The organism is Rhizobacter koreensis, assembly GCF_013366375.1.
Classification (GTDB): Bacteria; Pseudomonadota; Gammaproteobacteria; order Burkholderiales; family Burkholderiaceae_C; genus Schlegelella_A; species Schlegelella_A koreensis.
In genome coordinates this window covers 11,303-33,312 of sequence record NZ_JABWMJ010000019.1, presented here as the reverse complement: position 1 = coordinate 33,312, position 22,010 = coordinate 11,303, and the positions used below count along the sequence as shown (strand labels likewise).

The 22,010-nt window shown below is 66.1% G+C and carries 24 protein-coding genes; 12 read left to right on the top strand and 12 right to left on the bottom strand.

Annotated features, from left to right (window positions below):
- Positions 1 to 283 precede the first annotated feature (283 nt).
- The 8 genes from HQN59_RS24540 to HQN59_RS24505 all read left to right on the top strand — a co-directional run bounded on the left by HQN59_RS24540 (position 284) and on the right by HQN59_RS24505 (position 6,379).
- Complete coding sequence (locus tag HQN59_RS24540) at positions 284 to 541, top strand: DUF2933 domain-containing protein (RefSeq protein ID WP_176071778.1); 258 nt, start codon at positions 284 to 286, stop codon at positions 539 to 541.
- 47 nt (positions 542 to 588) lie between these two features.
- Positions 589 to 2,931 (top strand): copper-transporting P-type ATPase, encoded by a 2,343-nt coding sequence (locus HQN59_RS24535; protein ID WP_280926756.1) that lies wholly within the window; start codon positions 589 to 591, stop codon positions 2,929 to 2,931.
- Positions 2,932 to 2,933: 2 nt separating this feature from the next.
- Complete coding sequence (locus HQN59_RS24530) at positions 2,934 to 3,380, top strand: hypothetical protein (RefSeq protein WP_246295143.1); 447 nt, start codon at positions 2,934 to 2,936, stop codon at positions 3,378 to 3,380.
- 47 nt (positions 3,381 to 3,427) lie between these two features.
- On the top strand, positions 3,428 to 3,805 hold the full coding sequence (locus tag HQN59_RS24525) for a DUF305 domain-containing protein (protein WP_176071777.1): 378 nt from the start codon (positions 3,428 to 3,430) through the stop codon (positions 3,803 to 3,805).
- A gap of 198 nt (positions 3,806 to 4,003) precedes the next feature.
- The gene (locus tag HQN59_RS24520) at positions 4,004 to 4,252 is read left to right on the top strand and encodes a hypothetical protein (protein ID WP_176071776.1); all 249 of its coding nucleotides are present in this window, start codon (positions 4,004 to 4,006) and stop codon (positions 4,250 to 4,252) included.
- Between the two features lie 99 nt (positions 4,253 to 4,351).
- A complete protein-coding gene (locus HQN59_RS24515; RefSeq protein ID WP_176071775.1) occupies positions 4,352 to 4,765 on the top strand; it encodes a DUF305 domain-containing protein in 414 nt (137 codons plus the stop codon).
- 480 nt (positions 4,766 to 5,245) lie between these two features.
- The gene (locus HQN59_RS24510; RefSeq protein ID WP_176071774.1) at positions 5,246 to 5,575 is read left to right on the top strand and encodes a four-helix bundle copper-binding protein; all 330 of its coding nucleotides are present in this window, start codon (positions 5,246 to 5,248) and stop codon (positions 5,573 to 5,575) included.
- A 102-nt stretch (positions 5,576 to 5,677) separates the two neighbouring features.
- The gene (locus HQN59_RS24505; protein WP_176071773.1) at positions 5,678 to 6,379 is read left to right on the top strand and encodes a DUF305 domain-containing protein; all 702 of its coding nucleotides are present in this window, start codon (positions 5,678 to 5,680) and stop codon (positions 6,377 to 6,379) included.
- Between the two features lie 766 nt (positions 6,380 to 7,145).
- On the opposite strand, the gene HQN59_RS26965 is transcribed toward HQN59_RS24505, so the two are convergent.
- Entirely contained in the window at positions 7,146 to 8,081 is a 936-nt protein-coding gene (locus HQN59_RS26965; RefSeq protein ID WP_176071772.1) for a CopD family protein, read from the bottom strand.
- Positions 8,082 to 8,441 (bottom strand): copper resistance CopC family protein, encoded by a 360-nt coding sequence (locus tag HQN59_RS24495; protein ID WP_176071771.1) that lies wholly within the window; start codon positions 8,439 to 8,441, stop codon positions 8,082 to 8,084.
- A 505-nt stretch (positions 8,442 to 8,946) separates the two neighbouring features.
- Between HQN59_RS24495 and HQN59_RS24485 the strand changes: the two genes are divergently transcribed.
- The 4 genes from HQN59_RS24485 to cadR all read left to right on the top strand — a co-directional run bounded on the left by HQN59_RS24485 (position 8,947) and on the right by cadR (position 11,105).
- Entirely contained in the window at positions 8,947 to 9,105 is a 159-nt protein-coding gene (locus tag HQN59_RS24485; protein ID WP_176071744.1) for a hypothetical protein, read from the top strand.
- A 427-nt stretch (positions 9,106 to 9,532) separates the two neighbouring features.
- Positions 9,533 to 9,835, top strand: a complete 303-nt coding sequence (locus HQN59_RS27135; protein WP_425342772.1) for a hypothetical protein — start codon at positions 9,533 to 9,535, stop codon at positions 9,833 to 9,835.
- Between the two features lie 51 nt (positions 9,836 to 9,886).
- The gene (locus HQN59_RS24475; protein WP_176071769.1) at positions 9,887 to 10,606 is read left to right on the top strand and encodes a TolC family protein; all 720 of its coding nucleotides are present in this window, start codon (positions 9,887 to 9,889) and stop codon (positions 10,604 to 10,606) included.
- Positions 10,607 to 10,655: 49 nt separating this feature from the next.
- Entirely contained in the window at positions 10,656 to 11,105 is a 450-nt protein-coding gene (cadR, locus tag HQN59_RS24470; protein ID WP_176071768.1) for a Cd(II)/Pb(II)-responsive transcriptional regulator, read from the top strand.
- A 17-nt stretch (positions 11,106 to 11,122) separates the two neighbouring features.
- On the opposite strand, the gene HQN59_RS24465 is transcribed toward cadR, so the two are convergent.
- The 10 genes from HQN59_RS24465 to arsB form a co-directional block, all read right to left on the bottom strand.
- Positions 11,123 to 11,461, bottom strand: a complete 339-nt coding sequence (locus HQN59_RS24465; protein WP_176071767.1) for a copper-binding protein — start codon at positions 11,459 to 11,461, stop codon at positions 11,123 to 11,125.
- Between the two features lie 19 nt (positions 11,462 to 11,480).
- Entirely contained in the window at positions 11,481 to 11,927 is a 447-nt protein-coding gene (locus HQN59_RS24460; RefSeq protein WP_176071766.1) for a DUF411 domain-containing protein, read from the bottom strand.
- A 34-nt stretch (positions 11,928 to 11,961) separates the two neighbouring features.
- Positions 11,962 to 15,126 carry a CusA/CzcA family heavy metal efflux RND transporter gene (locus tag HQN59_RS24455; RefSeq protein ID WP_176071765.1) on the bottom strand — a complete coding sequence of 1,055 codons (3,165 nt, stop codon included), beginning with the start codon at positions 15,124 to 15,126 and terminating at the stop codon, positions 11,962 to 11,964.
- Positions 15,123 to 16,616, bottom strand: a complete 1,494-nt coding sequence (locus HQN59_RS24450) for an efflux RND transporter periplasmic adaptor subunit (RefSeq protein WP_176071764.1) — start codon at positions 16,614 to 16,616, stop codon at positions 15,123 to 15,125. The genes HQN59_RS24455 and HQN59_RS24450 overlap by 4 nt, the downstream gene beginning before the upstream one ends.
- On the bottom strand, positions 16,613 to 17,845 hold the full coding sequence (locus HQN59_RS24445; RefSeq protein ID WP_176071763.1) for a TolC family protein: 1,233 nt from the start codon (positions 17,843 to 17,845) through the stop codon (positions 16,613 to 16,615). Before HQN59_RS24445 ends, HQN59_RS24450 begins: the two co-directional genes overlap by 4 nt.
- A 76-nt stretch (positions 17,846 to 17,921) precedes the next feature.
- Positions 17,922 to 18,305 carry a hypothetical protein gene (locus HQN59_RS24440; protein WP_176071762.1) on the bottom strand — a complete coding sequence of 128 codons (384 nt, stop codon included), beginning with the start codon at positions 18,303 to 18,305 and terminating at the stop codon, positions 17,922 to 17,924.
- A gap of 252 nt (positions 18,306 to 18,557) precedes the next feature.
- Complete coding sequence (locus tag HQN59_RS24435) at positions 18,558 to 19,781, bottom strand: MFS transporter (protein WP_176071761.1); 1,224 nt, start codon at positions 19,779 to 19,781, stop codon at positions 18,558 to 18,560.
- 4 nt (positions 19,782 to 19,785) lie between these two features.
- Positions 19,786 to 20,541 (bottom strand): arsenical resistance protein ArsH, encoded by a 756-nt coding sequence (gene arsH, locus HQN59_RS24430; protein ID WP_176071760.1) that lies wholly within the window; start codon positions 20,539 to 20,541, stop codon positions 19,786 to 19,788.
- Positions 20,501 to 20,923, bottom strand: a complete 423-nt coding sequence (gene arsC, locus HQN59_RS24425) for an arsenate reductase (glutaredoxin) (RefSeq protein ID WP_176071759.1) — start codon at positions 20,921 to 20,923, stop codon at positions 20,501 to 20,503. Before arsC ends, arsH begins: the two co-directional genes overlap by 41 nt.
- The gene (arsB, locus tag HQN59_RS24420; RefSeq protein WP_176071758.1) at positions 20,920 to 22,008 is read right to left on the bottom strand and encodes an ACR3 family arsenite efflux transporter; all 1,089 of its coding nucleotides are present in this window, start codon (positions 22,006 to 22,008) and stop codon (positions 20,920 to 20,922) included. The genes arsC and arsB overlap by 4 nt, the downstream gene beginning before the upstream one ends.
- Between the last annotated feature and the right edge of the window lie 2 nt (positions 22,009 to 22,010).

Sequence of the window (22,010 nt, the reverse complement as noted above, 5' to 3'; positions counted from 1 at the left end):
CGCCGAGTGGTTGCGCCGTGGTCTTCTGCTCATGTTCTCTGCTCCTGAATCTCGGGCTCTATCCTCGCCCATCGGAGCAGCCAGTCCACTTTACGCCGTGTTCAGATTTGCGCGGCCGGCTCTAACCATCGGGTCGAGATCGAACCGACGCAAGCGGACGCCCAGGAGCTGAGCGCTGCCATCAAGGAAGCCGGCTACACGCCGGTGACCCTCGCCGGCAAGGCGCCGGACACGTCAGTGCCCAAGGCGCGCAGCGGCTGCTGCTGCGGTTGAGCAACGGCTTATGGCCACCCCCATGAATCGTCGGGCGCGGCCTTTTTGGCGCTCGACACTGGCGCTCGCCTTGCTGGCCGCCGCAGCTGCGGTGGGCTTCTACCTTTACAGCGAGCACCGAGGCCACCTCTACGGGGCGTGGCCCTACTTGTTCCTGCTGGCATGCCCCCTGATGCACCTGTTCATGCACAAGGGACACGGGCAGACCGGGCATGGTCACCCTCAAGACGATCCCAAAGAGGCTCTCGTCGAAGAGGTCCGAAAGTAGTTCGTGGCCTCCTCAGGCTGACCTCATAACAAGAACAGGAGAGCGCCATGCGATCGCCAAGCACTGAACCTCACGACCAAAGTGATCATGTCCGCCATGCAAGTGCGGCAGCGACGCACGAGGGGCATGCCCTTTCGGAGCAACATGTCGTGCCGGACGGTACCGTGATGGACGGTGTCCGACACCACGACGGCGGGCACAAGCACGACAGCCGTCCAGGCGTTGCCGCGGCCGGCTCAAAGGTGTCAGGCCCCGGCAAACAGGATCAGGTCGAGTACACCTGTTCGATGCACCCCCAGGTGCGGCAGATGGGCCCCGGAAACTGTCCGATCTGCGGCATGGCGCTGGAGCCGGTACTGGCTACGTCCGACACCGGCGGTAGCCCGGAGCTGCGAGACATGACGCGCCGCTTCTGGGTGGGCCTGGCGCTGACGGTTCCCGTCTTCGCGCTGGAGATGGGCGCCCATCTGGTCGACCTGCACCACCTGATCCCGCAGCAGACCTCGAACTGGGTTCAGCTGCTGTTCGGCACCCCCGTCGTGCTGTGGGCAGGCTGGCCGTTCTTCGTTCGAGCGTTGGCGTCGCTTAGGAACCGCAGCCTCAACATGTTCACGCTGATCGCGCTCGGCACCGGAGCGGCGTGGATCTACAGCATGGTCGGCACCTTGCTGCCTTCGGCGTTCCCGCAGGCTCTGCGCACCGCGGATGGTGCCGTGCCCATCTACTTCGAGGCCGCCGCCGTGATCACGGTGCTGGTCCTGCTCGGCCAGGTGCTCGAACTCCGAGCGCGCGAGAAGACATCCGGCGCGATTCGCGCTCTGCTGGACCTTGCGCCGAAAACCGCTGTGCGGGTGCGTCCCGACGGCTCAGACGAATCTGTCGAGATCGACCACATCCTGGTCGGTGAAAACCTGCGCGTGCGCCCTGGGGAGAAAGTCCCCGTTGACGGTGAGCTGGTGGAGGGCAAGGGCACGGTCGACGAGTCGATGGTGACCGGCGAGCCGATGCCGGTGGCCAAGGCGCCGGGCGCGAAGGTGACCGCCGGGACGCTGAATCAGACGGGTGGGTTCGTGATGCGGGCCGAGAAGGTCGGCGCGGATACCCTGTTGTCCCAGATCGTCCATATGGTGGCCGCGGCGCAACGCAGCCGCGCTCCGATCCAGCGCATGGCCGACCAGGTGGCCGGCTGGTTCGTGCCCGTGGTGATCGTGGTGGCACTCCTGACCTTCGGCGCCTGGCTCGTATGGGGACCGAGCCCCGCCTTTTCTTACGCGCTCGTCGCCTCGGTGGCAGTGCTCATCATTGCTTGTCCCTGTGCACTCGGCCTGGCCACCCCGATGTCGATCATGGTTGGCGTCGGCAAGGGTGCCCAGCACGGTGTGCTGATCCGCGACGCCGAGGCGCTCGAGCGTATGGAGAAGGTCGACACCCTGGTGGTCGACAAGACCGGAACGCTGACTGAAGGACGGCCGAAGGTGGTCCACCTGGAGCCGGCGTCTGGCTTCGAGGCTACGACAGTGCTGCAGAAGCTGGCGAGCGTCGAGCGCGCGAGCGAACACCCGCTTGCAGCGGCGATCGTCGCTGACGCTCAGGAGCGCAAGCTGCCGCTGTCATCGGTGACCGACTTCGATTCGCCCTTGGGCAAAGGCGTGATCGGCGTGGTCGATGGCACGCGGGTGGTTTGCGGCAGCGCGAAGTTCCTTGCCGAGCAAGGGCTTGACGTAGCCGGCCTGCAGGCGGCAGCCGAAGGCGTGCGGGCCAAAGCGGCGACGGTCATCTTCGTGGGCATTGACGGTCGCGTGGCCGGCTTCGTGGGCATTGCGGACCCCGTCAAGGCGACGTCAGCACAGGCCATCGCCGCGCTGCGCCGCGAAAAGATCCGCGTCGTCATGCTGACCGGCGACGGCAAGACCACCGCCGAGGCGGTCGGGCGTGAACTAGGCATCGACGACGTAATCGCGGACGTGCTCCCGGAAGAAAAGTCGTCCGTGGTGCAACGGCTCAAGGCAGAAGGTCGGGTCGTGGCAATGGCCGGCGACGGCGTCAACGACGCACCGGCACTTGCGGCAGCCGACGTTGGTATCGCCATGGGGACGGGCACCGACGTGGCGATCGAGAGCTCCGGCGTGACGTTGCTCAGGGGAGACCTGATGGGCATCGTTCGGGCGCGTCGCCTCTCCCAGGCCACCATGCGCAACATCCGTCAGAACCTCTTCTTCTCGTTCTTCTACAACGTGGCCGGCATCCCGATTGCTGCTGGCGTGCTCTACCCGTTCTTCGGCCTGCTGCTGTCTCCGGTGCTCGCTGCAGCAGCGATGGCACTGTCGTCGGTCAGCGTGATCGCCAATGCCCTGAGGCTGCGGGCCGTGCGCATCGGAGAGGACACGTGAGCATGCCTCGCTCCGCCTCGGGCTGGTTGATTGCTGCCTGCGGCGTGTGGCTGGTCGGTCTCGGGCTGTATTTCATCCTCGCCCGGCCGGCTTTGCTGCCGGAGGACCCGCGCTACATCGGTTTGGACCTGGCGGGCATCCGAACCGCCGCTCCAGGGCTCGAGCGCTGGTTAGCCAAGGTGTTCACGGTCATGGGCGGCTTCATGACGGGTGCTGGCCTGCTGGCGCTCCACCTGGCACTGACCGCCCTCCAGCGACGGGCGCCTGGAACGGTCGCGGTGCTGGTGTTGGCCGGTGCCGCCACAGTGGGTTTGATGAGCGCGGTGAACTTTGCGCTGGCGTCGGATTTTCGATGGTTGCTCGTTGTGCCCGCCGTGCTGTGGGCTGCGGGCACTGCGCTCTATGCGTGGAGACCTGCTCCAGACAACTTGATGCACGCTGCCTTGTAGCCAAAGATTGCTTTTCGCCTGAACGGGCACAACCCAGAGGAGATTTTATGAAGACGACCTATGTACGCCACGGTATTGCCTTGGCCGTTGGCCTGATGGCCGCAACCCTCTCATTCGCGCAGCCGGCCAGCGCCCCGGCTGGCGGCATGAACCATGGTGCCCATGCTTCCGGCGGCGGCTCGGAGCAGTTGCACCAGCACATGATGCGAGGGATGCAGGACATGCAAGGCATGAAGCCGTCCGGCGACACCGACAAGGACTTCGCCACGATGATGCGCATGCATCACCAGCATGCGGTCGAGATGGCCAGAGTCGAGCTCCAGCACGGCAAATCGGCCGAGCTCAAGGCGATGTCGCGCAAGATGATCAAGGACCAGCAGAAGGAGATTGCTCAGCTTGACAAGTGGCTAGCTTCTCGGAAGTAGGCCACTGACACTCTCTATTTTGCCGCTAGGCTGGGCTCGCCCCGTCAGCGCTCTCACAGCGGAGTGACCCAGGCGCGGCCCATCGGTCGAACGGGCCTTGCCAGCAGCGGCAGAACCAGGCCTCGCCCACCCTCGCGCAAGGCCGATCACGCCGGCCCCGACGTAGGCATCGCAATGGGGACCGGTACGGATGTGGCTATGGAGAGCTCTGGCCTCACGCTGCTCAAAGGCGACCCACTGGGTATCGCCCTGGCGCGCCAGCTCGCGCGCCCGACCATGCGCAATATGCGGCAGGACCTCTTCTTGTCACTTGCCTACAACTTAGCACGCATCCCGCTGGCGGCAGGGTTGCTGTGTCCGTTCTTCGGCCTCCTGTTCTCACCGGTCGTAGCCGCCGGGGCTATCCCACTTTGGTCCGCTAGCGTCACCGGCAACGCCTTGCAGTGAGAGGGCGAAGATGTGAGCACTCGATGGCTGCGCATCTAAGCGCCGTCTACAGGCACACAGTTTGCCGGGTCCCGTAGATTCCACTTTGGGACGTCGTACATGAAGACCTTCGCTCGATCGCTGCTCTCGCTCGTCGCGACGACGCTGATGTCAAGTTCGGTTCTTGCTCAGCCAGCCAATGCCCCCAGCCCGAATAGGAGCGCGGGTGCGGGATCGGCAGGTATGGGCGGAGGTCACGCCTCCACGGGCATGAGCGGCGGGCAGGGCTCGCAGCAGATGCACCAGATCATGATGAGCGGCATGCAAGAGATGCAGCCGATGACGCCCACGGGCGACACCGACAAGGATTTCGCATCGATGATGAGGATGCATCATCAGCAAGCTCTCGAGATGGCGAGGGTGGAAGTGCAGCATGGCAAATCTTCCGAACTGAAGGCCATGGCCCGCAAGATCATCAAGGATCAGCAGAAAGAAATCAGCCAGCTTGATCGATGGCTGGCGAAGAACAATTAAACATGGGCGGAGTGCCGGGCCATGCTGCATCAGCTTCGCCGGCGTTCCCTTCAGCGCTGGGTGCTCGCTCTTGTTCTCGGCACATTCCTGCCGGTCATCTGCGCCACCGTCGCCTGCCAGATTGACTGCGCCGTCCAGTCCAGTTCTGGTCACCTGGACGACGTCGGCCTCGATACGACTATCGGGGCTACTGATACGCACGACGGCCCGGCCCATCACTTGGCGACGCACTTGACACACGCCGGCGCTTGCCACCTCGCTGCGGTGCCAACGCTCGCAGCCGCGCCCGGTCAAGCGCCACTCTCGTCCCGGCAGGGACGATGGATCTCGGGCGGGCCCTTTGGGTACGCCTCCCTTGCGTGGCCACCTCCTGAACACAGGCCCAGGGCCTGAATCTCACTCTCGCACAACGTGCCGCCTTCAGGCGGCGACCCATTCGTGGGCGATCGTCGCGCAGACGTTCGCCAAGAGGAGATTCTGATGGCTCATGAAATCAACCAAGCCTGCATCGACGCATGCAATGCATGCGCAGACGCCTGCGACCACTGTGCAGCATCCTGCCTGCAAGAGCAGGACGTGCAAATGATGGCTCGCTGTATCGCACTGGACATCGACTGTGCAGCAATCTGCCGGCTCGCCGCCGGCTACATGTCGCGAGGCAGCGAGTTCGCCGCGCGTGTATGCGCAGTCTGGGCGGACATTTGCCAAGGCTGCGCCGACGAGTGCGCCAAGCACGAAATGGAGCACTGCCAGGCGTGCGCAAGAGCGTGCCAGCGGTGTGCAGACGAGTGCAGGCGGATGGCCGCGTAGACCTCGCGACCGACGGCCTTCAGGGCCGTCTGCCCTTCAGCGTTTCATCCTGGCACCGACGTGCCGGTGGACACCTATTCCTTTTCATCTTGGAGATTCACCATGACGAGCAAGACCTTGCTTGCACTTGCCGCGACGGCGGCGGTTCTGCCCTTCTCTGCCGCGGCAAACCGGCCCGGAGAAGGGCTCACCGCCCGTTTCGAAGTCGAGTTCATGCAGATGACGATAGACCACCACTTTGCTGCTCTGCGCATGACCGAACTCGCCGCGGGCACCGATACACAGCGCAATCCTCAGATCAGCGAGGCAGAGGGAACATCGCCGACGCCCGGCTTTGGAGCTTCGCCAGCGAAGGCAACCCTCGCGGACTTGAAGTCTCTGGCGCGGAGGAACAATCGCATGCAGCGTGAGGAGATCATGACGATGCAGACCTTCCTGCGGGACTGGTATGGGATCCAGTACCAGCCGCGCTTGCGCGAGGACAGTAGAGCCATGATTTCTCTGCTCGAGCGGGCGCAACCCGGCGCGGACTTCAACCACGTCTTCTACGAGACGTTCAGCCGACACCACTACACCCTCATGGAACCGGTGAACGGCTGCATGACCGGAACTGACCTGGGGCACCACGAGCTTAGACAGGAGTGCCAGAACATGTGGCACAGCCAGATCTCGGACATCAACATGATGCGCCACGAGCTGAAAAAGCACTTCGGAATCGCGGACTATCAGCCGTTCAGGGGGCTCGAGCCGCTAAGAGGTTCGGCCGGCGGCCCGCGTGGGGATCACAGCGGCGGCCACGACTGATCACCGCCACATGCCGTCTTCCGACGGCTTGACAGTTTTCAATTCACATTCAACGGGACTGACCATCATGAAGAGCACTTACATTCTCAGCGCTGTCGCAGCGGCGACTCTTTCACTGCTGAGCGGGGCTGCGACGTCGCAGACCACCCCCGGCACACCGACGAGGAGCGGGGCGCTAGCCCCGGCAGGGCAAGGTCCCGGCAGCATGACTCCGCCGCCGACCGGTGCCTCAAGCAAGAGCCGGGTGGAGCGCAAGGCGGAAACGAGACGTGAGCGCGCGACCGGTGGGCTGGAGCCTGCCGGCGAGGCCAATGAAGTGAGAGCAGACATCGCGGACAAGAGAAAGAGCAGCAGCACGGACCGTCAAACGCGTAAGGCGGCCACCAGCGCCGCAGCAAGGAGCGGGGCCATTCCGCGCGCGGGTGAAGCGCCGCTGCCCGCGGGTGCAGCAAGCTCGAAATGAGTTCGAGCCGTCTGGCCGTTGCGCCTTATTCATGAGCGGCTCACGGGTCGCTGTGTCAGTGCCACGGTGACTCGGCCGCCGTGCATCGTCGGCTCTGGCATGCCGCACAGCCACCGCCACACCTGGTGACTGGCGGCATGGAGAGAGGGGCCGCTCAGCGGCCCCTCTCCAGTGCTCGGGTGCCGCGATATCCTGCACCTCGCAGAGCCCGACCTCTGCGCCTCTGCTTTGGTGATTACCCTTGCACTTCGGCACTTCGGCCCAGGCAGCAGCACTGGCCATCCCCAGCTCCGGGAACGTCTGTCACGGCGGAGAGCTCAGGGAGAGTATCGACGCGAGGACCAAGATGGCCAGCAAGATGCGCGACTCTGAGGATAGGGTGAGCACGAATCTCCGATACGGACCGCTGAACGTTGAATTGCGCGCCCCGAGCAAGGCCAAAAGGACCGGCATGGTCGCGATCCGGTTGTGCGCCCCTAGCCCAACTGCGACAGCCACCAAGGCGAGCTTCGCCAGCAGGAGACTTCCATAGCTCGAGGAGACCAGCGGCGCCGCAGATCCCCCGAGCGAACGCCACGAGCTGAAGATGCCCGTCACGAACAGGACGACAAGCGAACCGGTCGCCGTGTCCGAAAGAATCTGCACGAACTGGGCGCACTCGCCCTTTTCTCTGAAGTACTGCGGCAGCGGATCGCGCAAGACCAGGCTGGCCGAGATCCCCACCATACCCGCCCAGACGCTCACGCTCACAAGGTGGGCCCAGTCGATTGCAAAGACGAGCAGGTCACCGGTTGCTCCTGCGTGACTAGTCCAGCTCCTGCTTCCGGCGAATACCACCGCACACACGGCGCCGACTGCCAGGACGCGGCTGCGGCGCGGCCGTGCGCGGCGCGCGCGCAGCAAGAGGAGCAGAACCACCAGGGCTGCGGCGCCGACGGCCCACGCGCGCCCGGCATGCGTCTGAAGGAGGATCCTGCCGATCGAGCCGGCCGACGCAAGGAGCGGCAGCTCGGTGATCACCGCGGAAAGAATCCACAGACCCAGGATTGCGCTGCCGAGCGCGATCGCAGTCGAAGCGAACAAGACACCCTCGATCGAGCTTGCGCGCGAACGGGACCACGCGGAGTCGCCGCGTGCCAGGATGTTCAGTGCCGACAGAGAACCGGCGACCGCCGCCAGGGCGACGTTGATCGCCACAGTGACAACGAGCTGGTACGTCCGGAGGCCGGCGCCGTCCACTCACTTAACCGTGAAGGTCAAATCGCCCTTGATACGGTGTCCGTCCCGTCCGAGCGCCGACCAGTGGGCCCGATAGGAGCCCGAAGTAGCCGCGTTCAGCCGCAACGACACTGACCGGGAATCACCCCCTTCTGATTGGGCAGGTGCGACCGCGAGCTCCCTCCCAGAGGAGTCCGTCACCTTCACTGTCGTGAAGGATGGTTCCACCGGCTCGTTGAAGCTGAGACGGATCGTGCTCGGCGGCGCATCGAGCACCTCGCCAGCCTTTGGGGATGAGCTGACGAGCCCAGGGTGTGCAGACGCCGTCGCAGCTGCAAGGGTCAGCGCGGCCGAAAATGTGATCGGGATGGATACGTGCATGATTCCCGTAGCCTGCTGTGGCATAGGTTGGCAGAACTGCATCCTATAGTGCTGGTGTCCCCGCTCACGCGGCCCGAAGCCCGGGCGCTGAGCGGCGTCGAGGCCGACTAGGTACTTCGGGCTCGGCATGTAGCTCTCCAGACGCGGGTTACTTCGGATAAGTGGCGAAGACCGTCTCCCGCCCTTGCCGATCGATCAGCAGGACCTTGTAGGGGCCCTTGCGAGCGCCGTACTCCACGCCCGGAGAGCCGACCGGCATGCTGGGAACGGCCAGGCCGATCGCCTGCGGCTCAACGGGAGCAGGCGTCGAATCTCTGGCGCCGGGGCGGCCACAGCAGCGGCGCCTAAGGGTGCACCAGCGCCCTGCACGCAGCCAGCGGCACGGTCATGCGCATTTAGCAGACCCTGCCGGCCGGAAGCTACGTGATGACCAACCTCACCGGCGGCACCTCGGTGAACAGCATCGTGTCGGACGGCCTCGTCGAGCTCCGGCTCACCGCCGCCAATGGCCGCGGCGTACCAGCAGCTATGGACGGCGGTCACCGCCGCCGCCAACTACGGCGCCGACATCGAGAACGCGTTCCGCAACGTGAAGGTCGGCGACCTCACCAGCGGCGCCCCGGCGTGGATCCGCACGGTTGTGACGCCTCAGCAAGCTAGATGAAGCCTCCAAACCAAGAGGCGTGGTGACCCCGAGCCTGGTTTGCTTTCTAGACGGGCTACACGTGTCCTCGCGAGCTCGTTTGCTGGTGCGGTTGCACGAAATGCTATGCGGCAGTCCCGACACTCCGTGGTAGCTGGCTCACCAAAAACAGCTGCAGCCTCTCGAGCGGTAGGTCGAGAAGTACGCGTCGGGCGCCGCGCGAACCGGGAAGCGGTGTTTGTGTCCTCGCGCCCGGCGCAGCGTCCTGTCGCCTGCCATGGGCAGCAGGATGCGAAACCCTCGTCATAGCAGGACGACGCGCGGGGGCTCGCTTCAACGCTACACTTCGCCCGCAATGCGCATCTGGCTCCTCGTTTTGCTACTCCTCCTGCTGCCACTGCAGTCGGCTTGGGCTAGCGCCGCCTCTTATTGTCGGCACGAGACGGGGGTGGCCGCCAAGCACGTCGGACATCACGAGCACCGGCACAGTCCCTCTGGCGAGCCTGACGGCTCCTCGGAGAAACGAGCTGGCGGCGTTCTCGAGGATGTCGACGGCGACTGCGGCTACTGCCACCTTCATTGTGCGCAGGCGCTCGTGAGCCCACTCGAACTCTCGCTCGGGCACGCGGCGCATCCCGTGGTCTCGCGCGTGTTCGCGCGCTACACCACGCGCGCGCCCGATGAGTTGGATCGTCCCAACTGGCGCAGGCTCGCCCGCTTGGCGAGCCTCGAGGAGCCGCGTATCCGCTGATTCTCCTTCTTGCTTGCCGGGCTTCGCTTGTCCGTCAATCAAGGAGAGTTCATGCGATTCAAGACGCTGGCCACGGTGGCCACGTTATGGGTGTCGACTGCGATTCACGCGCAGCCGCTTACCCTGGCCGAGGCCATGCGCCGGGCCGAGACCGCTAGTGCGACCGTACTGGCGCGCCAGGCTCAGCTGGCGGCGGTTGAGGGCCAGCAGCGCGAAGCGGCTCGCCCACTTTCAAGCAACCCGGAGCTGACGGTCGAAGCCGGCCGTCGCCGCGCGGCGGGGGTAAGCGGCAGCGCAACCGAGTACGCCGTCGGTGTCGCGCAGGCGCTAGAGCTGGGTGGCCAGCAGGGACGGCGGCGCGAGGCTGCAGCCGCAGCGATTGAGGCGCTGCGGGCCGAAATCGACGACGCGCGTCGGCAGGCGCGCGCCGATGCCGCGACACGCTTCCAGGCGATCGTCGCTGCTCAGCGACGGGTCCTGCTGGAGCGCCGCTCCACGGAGCTCTTCGACAGCGTCTCGCAGGCGTCGAGCGCCTCGACCTTCAGCGGGAACGCCTTCTCGGGTGGCAGGGGTTCAGCCGATGCACCGGCTGCGTTCGGTCGCCAGGTCGACGCCTCTTGCGCTGGGGACTGGGGCGAGGGCTTTTGCTCGGAGCAGGATGCCAGCGCAAGCAACGCAAGCGTGCAAGCGACAGCACGTGACCAAGCCTTGGCGGGAGTTTTCATGCGGGTTCCCTTGGTGCTATCCGGGTTTGAACAGGATTCGGATTAGAAACCCTGTAGTACATGTAGAGTCAAGAGCTCAACCCGAAGGAGAGCAGGTGAAAATCGGTGAACTTTCCAAGGCGAGCGGCACGGCCATAGAAACGATCCGCTTCTACGAACGCGAGGGGCTGCTCGCAGCGCCCGCGCGCACGGAAGGCAACTACCGGATCTACGGAGACGCGCACGCGGAGCGGCTGGCGTTCGTTCGACACTGCCGCTCGCTCGACATGACGCTGGATGAGATTCGGGCACTGCTGCGGTTCAAGGATTCCCCCGCCGAGAACTGCGGAGAAGTGAACGCGCTTCTGGATGCCCACATCGGGCACGTTGCCCACCGAATCCGCGACTTGCGAGAGCTCGAGAAGCAGCTCAAGGCGCTGCGCCAGCAGTGCCTCGACATCGAGGGATCGAACGAATGTGGAATTCTTCGGACCCTCGCGAACGATGCGCGATCGTCGAACCGGCCGAACGCGAAGCGAGAACACGTGCAGGGTGCCCATCGCTAGCCTGCGCCACGCCCCCCCTAACGCGCCGGCTCGAGCCGGGTCACCGTCGGCGCGTTCTTCATCATCTCAACGCGAAACCGGACCTTGTCACCCGCCTTCACGCTGCCGAGCATCTTGCGATCGGCGACGCTGAACGCCATGGTCATGGCGGGCATCTGCATGTTGACGATCTCGCCGTGCTTGAGCGTGACGACTCCCTTGCTGGCGTCGACCGCCTGGACGATGCCCTCGGCCAACGCGGGCGCCTGAGCGGCCGCTGAAGGCGACTTCGACATCGGCATGTTCGGCGGCATCTGTGCGTAGGCGGCTGAAGCGGCGATGGCGAGTGCGCAGGTCAGGTACTTCGGGCTGATCATGTAGGTCTCCGGACGTAAGTTACTTGGGATAGCTGGCGAAGACGGTGTCGCGCCCCTGACGATCGATCAGCAGGACCTTGTAGGGGTCCTTGCGATCGCCGTACTCCATGCCCGGAGAGCCGACGGGCATGCTGGGAACGGCCAGGCCGATCGCCTGCGGCTTCAAGGCCAGAAGGCGTCGAATCTCCGGCGCGGGGACGTGACCCTCGATGGCGTAGCCCTCGACCGTCGCGGTGTGGCACGCGCCGAATGCGTCGGGAATGCCGACCTTCTTGCGGACGGCGATCGTGTCGTCCGTGGTCGTGACCTGGACGGCAAAGCCGGCGCTCGAGAGGTGCTTGACCCACCCCGTGCAGCAGTCGCAGCTTTCGTTCTTGTAGACGTGGATCTTGGTCGCTGCCTGCGCCGGAAGGGCCGGCAACAGAGGCAGCGCCGCGAGGGCGTGGATCAGGGTGCGTCGTTTCATCGGGATCTCCTTGGAAGCTGTGAAGGTGGATGATTCATGCGGAAGCGAGTCGTTCCAGCTTGGGAGTGGCAATCCCACCGGACGTTCGCCTGCGATGCATCAGGTAGAACGCCGCCGGCACCACCAGCATGCTCAGCAGCGGCGCGGTGACCATGCCGCCGATCATCGGTGCGGCGATGCGGCTCATCACCTCGGAACCGGTCCCGCTGCCCCACATGATCGGCAGCAGCCCGGCGATAACGACCGCGACCGTCATGGCCTTCGGACGCGCGCGCAGCACTGCGCCCTCGCGGATCGCGGCCAACAGCGTCGCCTCCGTGTCGGGCTCGCCGGCGGCCAGCCTTCGAGCGAGCGCGTTCTTGAGGTACACGAGCATCACGACGCCGAACTCGGCGGCGATTCCGGCCAGCGCGATGAATCCGACGGCGGAGGCGACCGACAGCGAGTGCCCCAGTGCCCACACGAGCCAGAAGCCGCCGACCAGCGAAAACGGCACGGCGGCCATGACGAGTGCGGCGTCGCCAAGCGAGCGAAAGAGCACGTAGAGCAGCACGAAGATGACCGCCAACGTCAAGGGCACGACCAGCTTCAGCCGTTCGGTGGCCCTTTCCAGGTATTCGAACTGTCCCGACCAGGAGACCGCGTATCCCGGTGGGAGCTTGAGGGAACGGCTCACCGCCTTCTGCATGTCGTTGACCACCGAGCGCAGGTCGCGGCCACGCACGTCGACGTAGATCCAGCCCGCGAGGCGCGCGTTCTCGCTGCGCAGCATGGGCGGCCCGTCTTCGATCGAGATCGTCGAGACGTCCTGCAGCAGCAGCTGGGCGCCCATCTCGGTCACGAACGGCAGCTCGCGCAGGCGCTGCAGCGAATCGCGGATCTCGCGGGGGTACCGAACATTGATCGGGTAGCGCTCGCGTCCCTGGATCACCTCACCGACGTTGTCGCCGCCGATCGCTGTCGAGACGACGCTCTGCACGTCGGCAACCGAAAGGCCGAAGCGCGCCGCCGCGGCGCGATCGACCTCGACGTCGATGTACCGGCCCCCGGTGAGCCGCTCGGCGAGCGCGGACGACACGCCCGGAACGCCTTTGACCGCGGACTCGATCTGGGTCGTCAGCCTGTCGATCGTCGTCAGGTCGGCGCCGGCGACCTTGATCCCGACCGGGCTCTTGATGCCGGTCGCGAGCATGTCGATGCGGTTGCGGATCGGGGGCACCCAGAGGTTGCTGAGCCCCGGCACCTTGACCGCGGCGTCGAGCGCCTCGACCAGCTTGTCGGGAGTCATCCCGGCCCGCCACTCCGAGCGAGGCTTGAACTGGATCGTCGTCTCGAACATTTCCAGGGGCGCGGGGTCGGTCGCGGTGTCGGCACGGCCGGCCTTGCCAAAGACGCGGGCCACCTCTGGAACGGTCTTGATCATCCGATCGGTCTGCTGCAGCAGCTGCGAGGCCTTCGAAACCGAGAGGCCGGGCAGCGCCGAAGGCATGTAGAGCAGATCCCCTTCGTCGAGCGCCGGCATGAACTCGCCGCCGAGCTGAAGCATGGGAATCGCGGTGAGGCCGAGGACCACTGCCGCTACGCCCAGCGTGACCTTCGGCGAGCGCAGGACGGTGTCGAGCACCGGCGTGTAGATCCGGATGAGCCATCGGTTCAGCGGGTTCGCGGTCTCGCGCGGAATCCGCCCACGAATGAGATAGCCCATGAGGACCGGAACGAGCGTGACCGACAGGCCCGCCGCAGCGGCCATCGCATACGTCTTGGTGAACGCCAGTGGCGAGAACAGGCGGCCTTCCTGCGCCTCCAGCGTGAACACGGGAACGAACGAGAGCGTGATCACGACCAGCGAGAAGAACAGCGCTGGCCCGACTTCGACCGCGGACTCGGTCACCAGCGTCCAGTGCTCGTTCGTGCTCGGCCCCCTGCCGTGCTGCGCCTCGAACGCCTCAATGTGCTTGTGCACGTTCTCGACCATGACGATCGAGGCGTCGACCATCGCGCCGATCGCAATCGCGATGCCGCCGAGCGACATGATGTTCGCGTTGACCCCCTGCCAGCGCATGACGACGAACGCCGCCAGCACGCCGATCGGCAAGGCCACCACGGCGACGAGCGCCGAGCGCAGGTGGAACAGGAAGATCGCGCAGACCAGGGCGACGACGATGAACTCGTCGACGAGCTTGGAGCGCAGGTTGTCCACCGCGCGATCGATCAGCTGCGAGCGGTCGTAGGTAGGGACGATCTCGACTCCCGGTGGCAGGCTCGACTTGAGGCCCTCGAGCTTGGCCTTGACCGCCTCAATGGTGGTGCGTGCGTTCTTGCCCGAGCGCATGACGACGACGCCGCCCGCGACTTCGCCCTGCCCGTCGAGTTCGGCGATGCCGCGGCGCAGCTCCGGACCGAGCTGGACCGTGGCGACGTCACGGAGCAGCACCGGGGTTGCATTCGCCACGGCCAGCGGGATGGTGCGGAAGTCATCGAGCGAGCGCAGGTAGCCGCGCGAGCGGACCATGTACTCGGCCTCGGCGAGCTCGACCACCGAACCGCCGGTGGCCTGGTTCGCCTTCTGCAGTGCGTCGATGACCGTCGCCTGCGCGATGCCGAGTGCGCGCATGCGGTCCGGGTCGAGCACGACCTGGTACTGACGCACCATGCCGCCGATGCTGGCGACTTCGGCGACGTCGGGCACCGTCTTCAGCTCGAACTTCAGGAACCAGTCGTTGAGGGACCGGAGCTGGCTGAGGTCGTGCTTGCCGCTCCGATCGACGAGCGCGTATTCGTAGACCCAGCCGACGCCCGTCGCATCCGGCCCGAGCGAGGCGCTCGCGCCGGGCGGCAGGCGGCTCTGCACCTGGTTCAGGTACTCGACAACGCGCGAGCGCGCCCAATACGGATCAGTCTTGTCGTCGAACAGGACGTAGACGAACGAGTCGCCGAAGAACGAGTACCCGCGTACCGTCTTGGCGCCCGGAACGCTCAGCATGGTCGTCGTCATCGGATAGGTGACGAGGTCCTCGACGATCTGCGGCGCCTTGCCGGGAAACGGCGTGCGGACGATCACCTGCGTGTCGGACAGATCCGGAAGCGCGTCGAGCGGCGTGCTGGTCACCGACCAGAGCCCGGCTGCGATCAAGAACGCCGTCGCGATCAGGACCAGGAAGCGGTTGACCAGCGACCATCGGATCAGCGCGGCGATCACTTGCCGGCTCCCGAAGCCATCTTGCGCACCTCGACAAGCTCGTACCCCGAAGGCCCGCCCTCTTTGAAGCGGAAGTGCACGGTGTCGCCCGGACGGACGTCGGCGAACGCCTTCGGATCGGGCCTGGCGAAGCCCATGGTCATCGCCGGCCACTTGAGGGTCGCGACCGGACCGTGCGAGATCGTGAGCGCATCGGGCGTTGCGCTTTCGACCTTGCCGTCGGCGTCATGCACCATGCCCGTCGTGCCGGTCATGGACGCGGCCGCTGCCGATGCCGGCGCGCCCATGTTGCCGAGAACGCTGCGCAGGCGCGCCTCCGAGTCGATCAGGAACTGCCCGCTCGCGACGACCTGATCGCCCGCGTTCAGCCCGGAGACGACCTCCACGTCGTCGCCGAAATCGGCGCCGAGCGATACGTCACGCGGCTCGAAGCCGCCCTGCGCATTCCGGACGATCACCACGGCACGCTTGCCGGTGCGGATCACGGCTTCCGACGCGACGACAAGGCGCTCGCTCTGCGGCCCGGCAACGGCCATGCGCAGCAGCATGCCCGGCGTCAGCCGCCCGCCGCGGTTGTCGACCTCAAAGCGCGCCTTAAGGGTCCGCGTGGCGCTGCTCACCTCAGGCAGGATCTCCTTCAGCTCGCCTTCGAAGGTCTGCGACGCATCGGCCTGCAGCGTCGCCTTGACGCGCTGACCGCGCTGCAGCCGCGCCGCCTGTGCCTCCGGCACCTCGGCGACCGCCCACACGGTCTGCAGGCCGGCAATACGAAAGAGGGTCATGCCGGGCGAAACAGCCACGCCCTCTCTGACGCCGAGCTCGGCCACCACGCCGTCCCGCGGGGAGACGAGCGTGAATCGCGCCTGCGCGGCGCCGGCTTCCTCGCTGCGGCGGACCAGGTCGTCGGGAACTGACAGAGCCCGCAGGCGGGCGCGAGCGGCGGCGACCAGCTCCTGCGAGACCCCGGATCGCTTCAGCGCGATAAGCTCGTTCTGGGGACCGAGCCAGTCGGGAGCGAACAGCGTCGCCAGCGCCTGGCCCTTGCGAACGCGCTCCATCGGCGCGCGCACCGCCAGGCGCTCGACGTACCCGGCGACGCGCGTCTGCACGGCGACGTTACGCCGCTCGTCGAACTGCACCGCGCCCACGGCATCGAACGACGAGGACATAGCGGCCCGCCGGACCGTCGCGTAGCGGATGCCGAGGTTCTGCTGCACGGCCGCGCTCACCTGCACGCCGCTCGCGGCAGCGCTGTCGGCATAGACGGGAACGAGCTGCATGTCCATGAAGGGCGACTTGCCGGGCTTGTCGAAGCGTTGCCCCGGGACCATCGGGTCGTGCCAGTACAGAACGGTGCGGCCCGGTTGCGAAGCAGCGCTGGACGGGCCACTCGCCAGCGGCGTCGGCTGGGTCGCTCGGCCGAGATAGAACGCCCCGACGGCGACGGCAAGACCGACGATGAGGGCGGCGCTCGAGGACATGCGCTTCATCGTGCGGCTCCCTGCTGCACCGGCTTCAGCGACAGCTGCATGCGCGCGCGCATCAGGTCGCGGCGCAGGGAGAGCAGTTTTCTCTGGGCGTCGACCTCGGCATGCCTCGCCTCGAACAGGGTGACCAGACTCGACTGGTTCGATGCGTAGGCGGCGGTGGCAGCGGCCACGCGCTGCCGCGCGGGGGTTAGGACACCCACGCGGTAGCGCTCGATCCTGTCCTCGAGTCGTTGGCTGTCGCTGGCGAGTGCGCGGTACTCGGCGAGCGCCGCGCGCGTGGCGTCGGCCAGCTCGGCCTCGGCCTTGTCGGCCAAGGCGAGCTTGGCGGCTGTCTCGCGATCCTGGCGCTGGCTCGGCGACAACGGGATCGGAATGCTGACGCCGAACGAAAGCATGTCGGAGTAGCCGGTGCGTTGGCCATATGAAACGCCCCACGTCCAGTTGGGATCGCGCTCGCTCGCGGTCACGGCCGCTTGACGCCGAGCAAGCTCGACGTCGCGGGTCAAGGCCAGTACCGATGGGTGGGCCGCGACGTAGTCGTCTTCGCTCGGCGGCCGTGTCTCGGGCGGCGGCAGGAGCTCGTCGCTCATCACGCCGACATAGCGCTGCAAGGTCACGAGGGCGACGCTTTGCTCCTGCCGCACCTGTGCCGATTCGTCCTCCGTCGTGCCGCGCGCCGCCGTCAACGCCAGCACCTCCTGGCTGCCGCCGGTGGACGACGCCAGGCGTCCGCGCGCGGCCTCGAGCTCTTCGTGCGCGTGGTGCTCCATCAGCGTGGTGAGCTTGAGCGCCTCGCCGGCATAGAAGGCATCGACATAGGCGAGCGCGGTCTGCAACCGCGTTTCGGCGAGCGCGGCTTCCACCTGGATCGATTCGCGCTGCACGGCGGCTTCGGCCGCGGCGCTGCGAGCAGCTCGCTTGCCCGCAGACAGCCACTCCTGGCTGATGCCGACGCGCTTCATCGTCATCGAGTCGCGCGTCGTGCTGAGTCGGTCCGGGCCCGTCGCCGGCAGGTTGTCGATGCCGACGTTGAGCGTCGGATCGGGAAGCTGGCCGGCGGCGCGAGCCGTCTCGATCGCGCTCAGTTGGCCGGCACGGCCCGCGCGGGCGGCCTCGGAGCGCTGCGTGGCGAGGGCCAGCGCCGTCTCGAGACTGAGCGATGCGCCCTCTGCCGCCGGGGGCGCGAGCGCGGCGGCCAAGGCGACCGCGCCGATGAGTGGGTAGAACATGGAATCTCCGCAGACGAACGAGGCGTGTGCCGGTAAGCGGACGAGCCGCACCGGCGCCGGTCAGTCGACGGAGAGGTCAGACGCGAAGTCTGAGCGTGGCGAGAAAGATCGGATCGGGTGGTGGCTGCGCTTCGGCGGTCGACGCATGCGGAATGGGCACCGCATCCGTGAACAGCAGCGGACGAAGCACGAGCACCTGGATCACGGCAGCAAGCGACGGCGCCACGACCTGCGCCGCATGCGCGAGCTGCCCCGGATCGGCGGCGTGCTGGTGGCAGAGCGTCGGCTGCGATGCGTCCATGTCCTCGCAGGGCACGCCTGCAGCCATCATGGCGGCCATGTCCTGCGGCGGCGTTTCCGCTGGGCACAGGTAGTTCGCCAGCGCCAGCTGAGACATCAGCAGCGAGAACACGACGAGCAGGATCGTCTTGCGGCCGAGAACGCGACGGCGCGGGAACATGACGAGGAGTGTACTTAGTCGGAGGTCAGCCAGCCCATGAAAGGAGAAAAGCAGGTCTTGACGATGACGACCGCGGAGCGCCGCCGATCTCAACCCTGGCTTGGATCGGATCGTAAAGTCACGATGAGCACACAGACGGGCTACATCCCTGCGAGGCAGACCAGCGCGGGAGGGTCCCGCCGGCCAAGGCTGGATTGAGGCTCTGCGGTGTGCGGCGCGCGCAGCCCCGAAGGCTCCGGCGCCCGCAACTCGTTAAGCCCCGGCCGCCGCACCCTGCACCGGTTGAGGACCTTGGCTCGGCTGCGGTAGAGCCATCAAAGCAGCAAACGACGCCAGCCCAAGAAACGCTGTGATCCACAGCGCGCCGACGCCCCATCGGTCTAGGCACAAACCAAAGAGCCATGGCGACATGGCTTGAGCCAGGCGTGACGCCATCGTCAGCCGGGACTGTCGCTGACCGTAGCCGCGAGCGCCGAAGAGCACCAGCGGCAAGGTGCCATTGGCGATTGTGAGAATGCCGTTTCCCATGCCGTGAAGCAGCGCGAATGCGGCCGCGCCAGGTGCGCCGGTTAGCGCAAGGACGGCGGCGCCGATGGGATGCATCACCGACGCCAGGCGTGCCGAAAGAAAAGGGTGGAAGCGGCGCAGCACGCCGATCTCGATTAGCCGCCCAGCCACCTGAGCGGGACCAATCAAAGCGCCAACTGCTACGGCCATCGCCAGTGACGCCCCACCCGCCTGCAGCAAGCGCGGAAGGTGCGCGGCCATGGCAGTGCTGGTGAACCAGGTCGCGGCAAAAACGAAGGCCAACAGAATGCTGGCCCGCCTCGGGCTCGCCGTAGCGGCCTCGTCCGGAACAGAGGCACTGTCCTCTGCGGTCCCCGCGTGAGCCGCCTTCGGCAAGGACCAATTCAGCGGCATGCCGATCAGCAGGTGCAGCCCTGCCCATCCCAGACACGCGCCGCGCCACCCGAAATGAGCTTCCAAGACCGCTGACAGCGGCCAGCCGATCGTGCTGGCAAAGCCAGCGAACAACGTCACTCCGCTGATCGCGCCGCGGGACCGTTGGCCATGCAGCCGGACCAGCGTCGCAAAGGCTGCTTCGTACAGGCCACTGCCCATGCCGACGCCGAGCACCGCCCAGCCGGCAAACAAGCTGACGGGCCCTGATGCCATGGCCAGGAGGCCAAGGCCAAGCGCGAACACCAGACTGGTGACCACCAGCACGGGTCGGCCGCCAAAGCGATCGATGGAACGCCCCGCAGAGGGGCCAAGTACCGCGGAGAGGACCAGAGCGGCCGAGAACGCAGCGAAGACCAGCTGAACCGACACACCGAGTTCGTGAGCCATCGGCCCCGCGAGCACCGCCGGAAGGTAATACGTCGACGCCCAGGCGAGTGTCTGGCTAGTTCCCAGGGCCGCGATCGTGGACCAGCGAGGCGCTGATTCCGTGGCCGCCGCCCTGAGCGCAGTCATGCCTTCAAATAGCACGCTGGTTGACGCGCTTGGACAGCTCCGCGGCCGATTCCTTGCGCTCGCTGTAGCGGTCGACCAGGTACGGGGTGACGTCGCGCGTCACCAGAGTGAACTTGAACAGCTCTTCCATGACGTCGACGACGCGGTCGTAGTAGGCCGATGGCTTCATGCGCCCCTCCTCCGTGAACTCGAGGAAAGCCTTCGCGACGGACGACTGGTTCGGGACCGTCACCATCCGCATCCACCGCCCAAGCACGCGCAGCTGATTGACGGCGTTGAAGGACTGCGAGCCGCCCGAGACCTGCATCACCGCGAGCGTCTTCCCCTGCGTCGGCCGCACCGCGCCCATCGCAAGCGGGATCCAGTCGATCTGCGCCTTCATGATCCCGGTCATTGCGCCATGCCGCTCCGGAGAGCACCAGACCATGCCCTCTGCCCACTGAGCGAGCTGGCGCAGCTCGACGACCTTCGGGTGCGTTTCCGGAGCGCCGTCGGGCAGCGGCAAGCCTGTGGGGTCGAACACGCGAACCTCGCCGCCCATTGCTTGCAGCAGGCGCGCGGCCTCATAGGTCAGCAAGCGGCTATAGGAGCGCTCGCGCACCGAGCCATAGAGCATCAGGAAGCGCGGTGGGTGCTGCGACGGTGAGGCAGCCGACAGACGCTCCTGCGTGGGCGCGTCGAACAGCTCAGGCTGCAGCGCCGGAAACGTCGGCGGATCCTCAAACACGGCGCTGCCCGTTGTCTTCGACGACCTCGCCATCTTCCTTCGTGAACGGGCTGACCTGGTCCGTCGGCAGGATCTCCAGCACGGCTTCGGATGGTCGGCAGAGCTTGGTGCCCAAGGGCGTCACCACGATCGGCCGGTTGATGAGAATCGGGTCGCGCAGCATCGCATCGAGCAGCTCGTCGTCGCTCCACTTGGGATCGTCGAGCTTGAGCTCAGCGTACGGCGTCCCCTTCTGGCGCAGCAGCTCGCGCGCCGACAGACCCATGGCCCCGAGCAGTTCCCGCAGCTTCTCTTTCGAAGGCGGCGTTTTCAGGTACTCGACGACCGTGGGTTCGATGCCGACGTGGCGCAGCAGCGCCAGCGTGTTGCGCGAGGTTCCGCAGTCGGGGTTGTGATAGATCGTGACGACGCTCATGTGCGTGACTCCTGCAACCCTCGTTCGTACCAGCCCTGCGTGCGGTTCACGACGGCAACCACCGCAAGCATCACGGGCACCTCGATCAGGACGCCCACAACCGTTGCGAGCGCGGCCCCTGATTTGAAGCCGAACAGGCTGATCGCCGCAGCGACGGCGAGCTCGAAGAAGTTGCTGGCGCCGATGAGCGCCGAGGGACCCGCGACGCAGTGCTGAACGCCCATTTTTCGGTTGAGCCAGTAGGCCAGACCCGAGTTGAAGACGACCTGGATCAGGATGGGAACGGCGAGGATCGCGATGACCAGCGGCTGATCGAGGATGGCTTCACCTTGAAATGCGAACAGCAGCACCAGCGTCAGCAGCAGCGCCGCGATCGAGATCGGACCGAGCTTGGCCACTACGCTCTGGAAGCGGCTCGTGCCTTGCTTCAACAACGTCTTGCGCCAGACCTGCGCGATCAGCACCGGAACGACGATGTAGAGGCCGACCGACGTCAACAGCGTGTCCCACGGGACCGTGATCGATGACAGCCCCAGCAGCAGCGCGACGATCGGCGCGAAGGCGACCACCATGATCGCGTCGTTGAGTGCCACCTGCGAGAGCGTGAAGTACGGATCACCGCGGCAGAGCTGGCTCCATACGAAGACCATCGCGGTGCACGGCGCGGCTGCCAGCAGGATGAGGCCTGCGACGTAGCTGTCGAGCTGGTCCTGCGGCAGCCAGGGCGCGAACACATGACGGATGAAGATCCACCCGAGCAGCGCCATCGAGAACGGCTTGACGGCCCAGTTGATGAAGAGCGTGACGCCGATGCCCCTGACGTGCGCCTTGACCTGCCCGAGCGCCGCAAAGTCGATCTTCAGCAGCATCGGGATGATCATCACCCAGATAAGCACGCCGACCGGAATGTTGACCTTGGCTACTTCCCAGCTGCCTACAGCGCGGAAGAAATCGGGCATGAGCTGCCCAAGCAGGACGCCGGCGCCGATGCAGAGAGCAACCCAGATCGTGAGGTAGCGCTCGAAGAAGCCGATGCCCGGCGCGCTCTGCGGTGCGATGTTGCGTGCAAGTTGTGAGGTGTTCATTG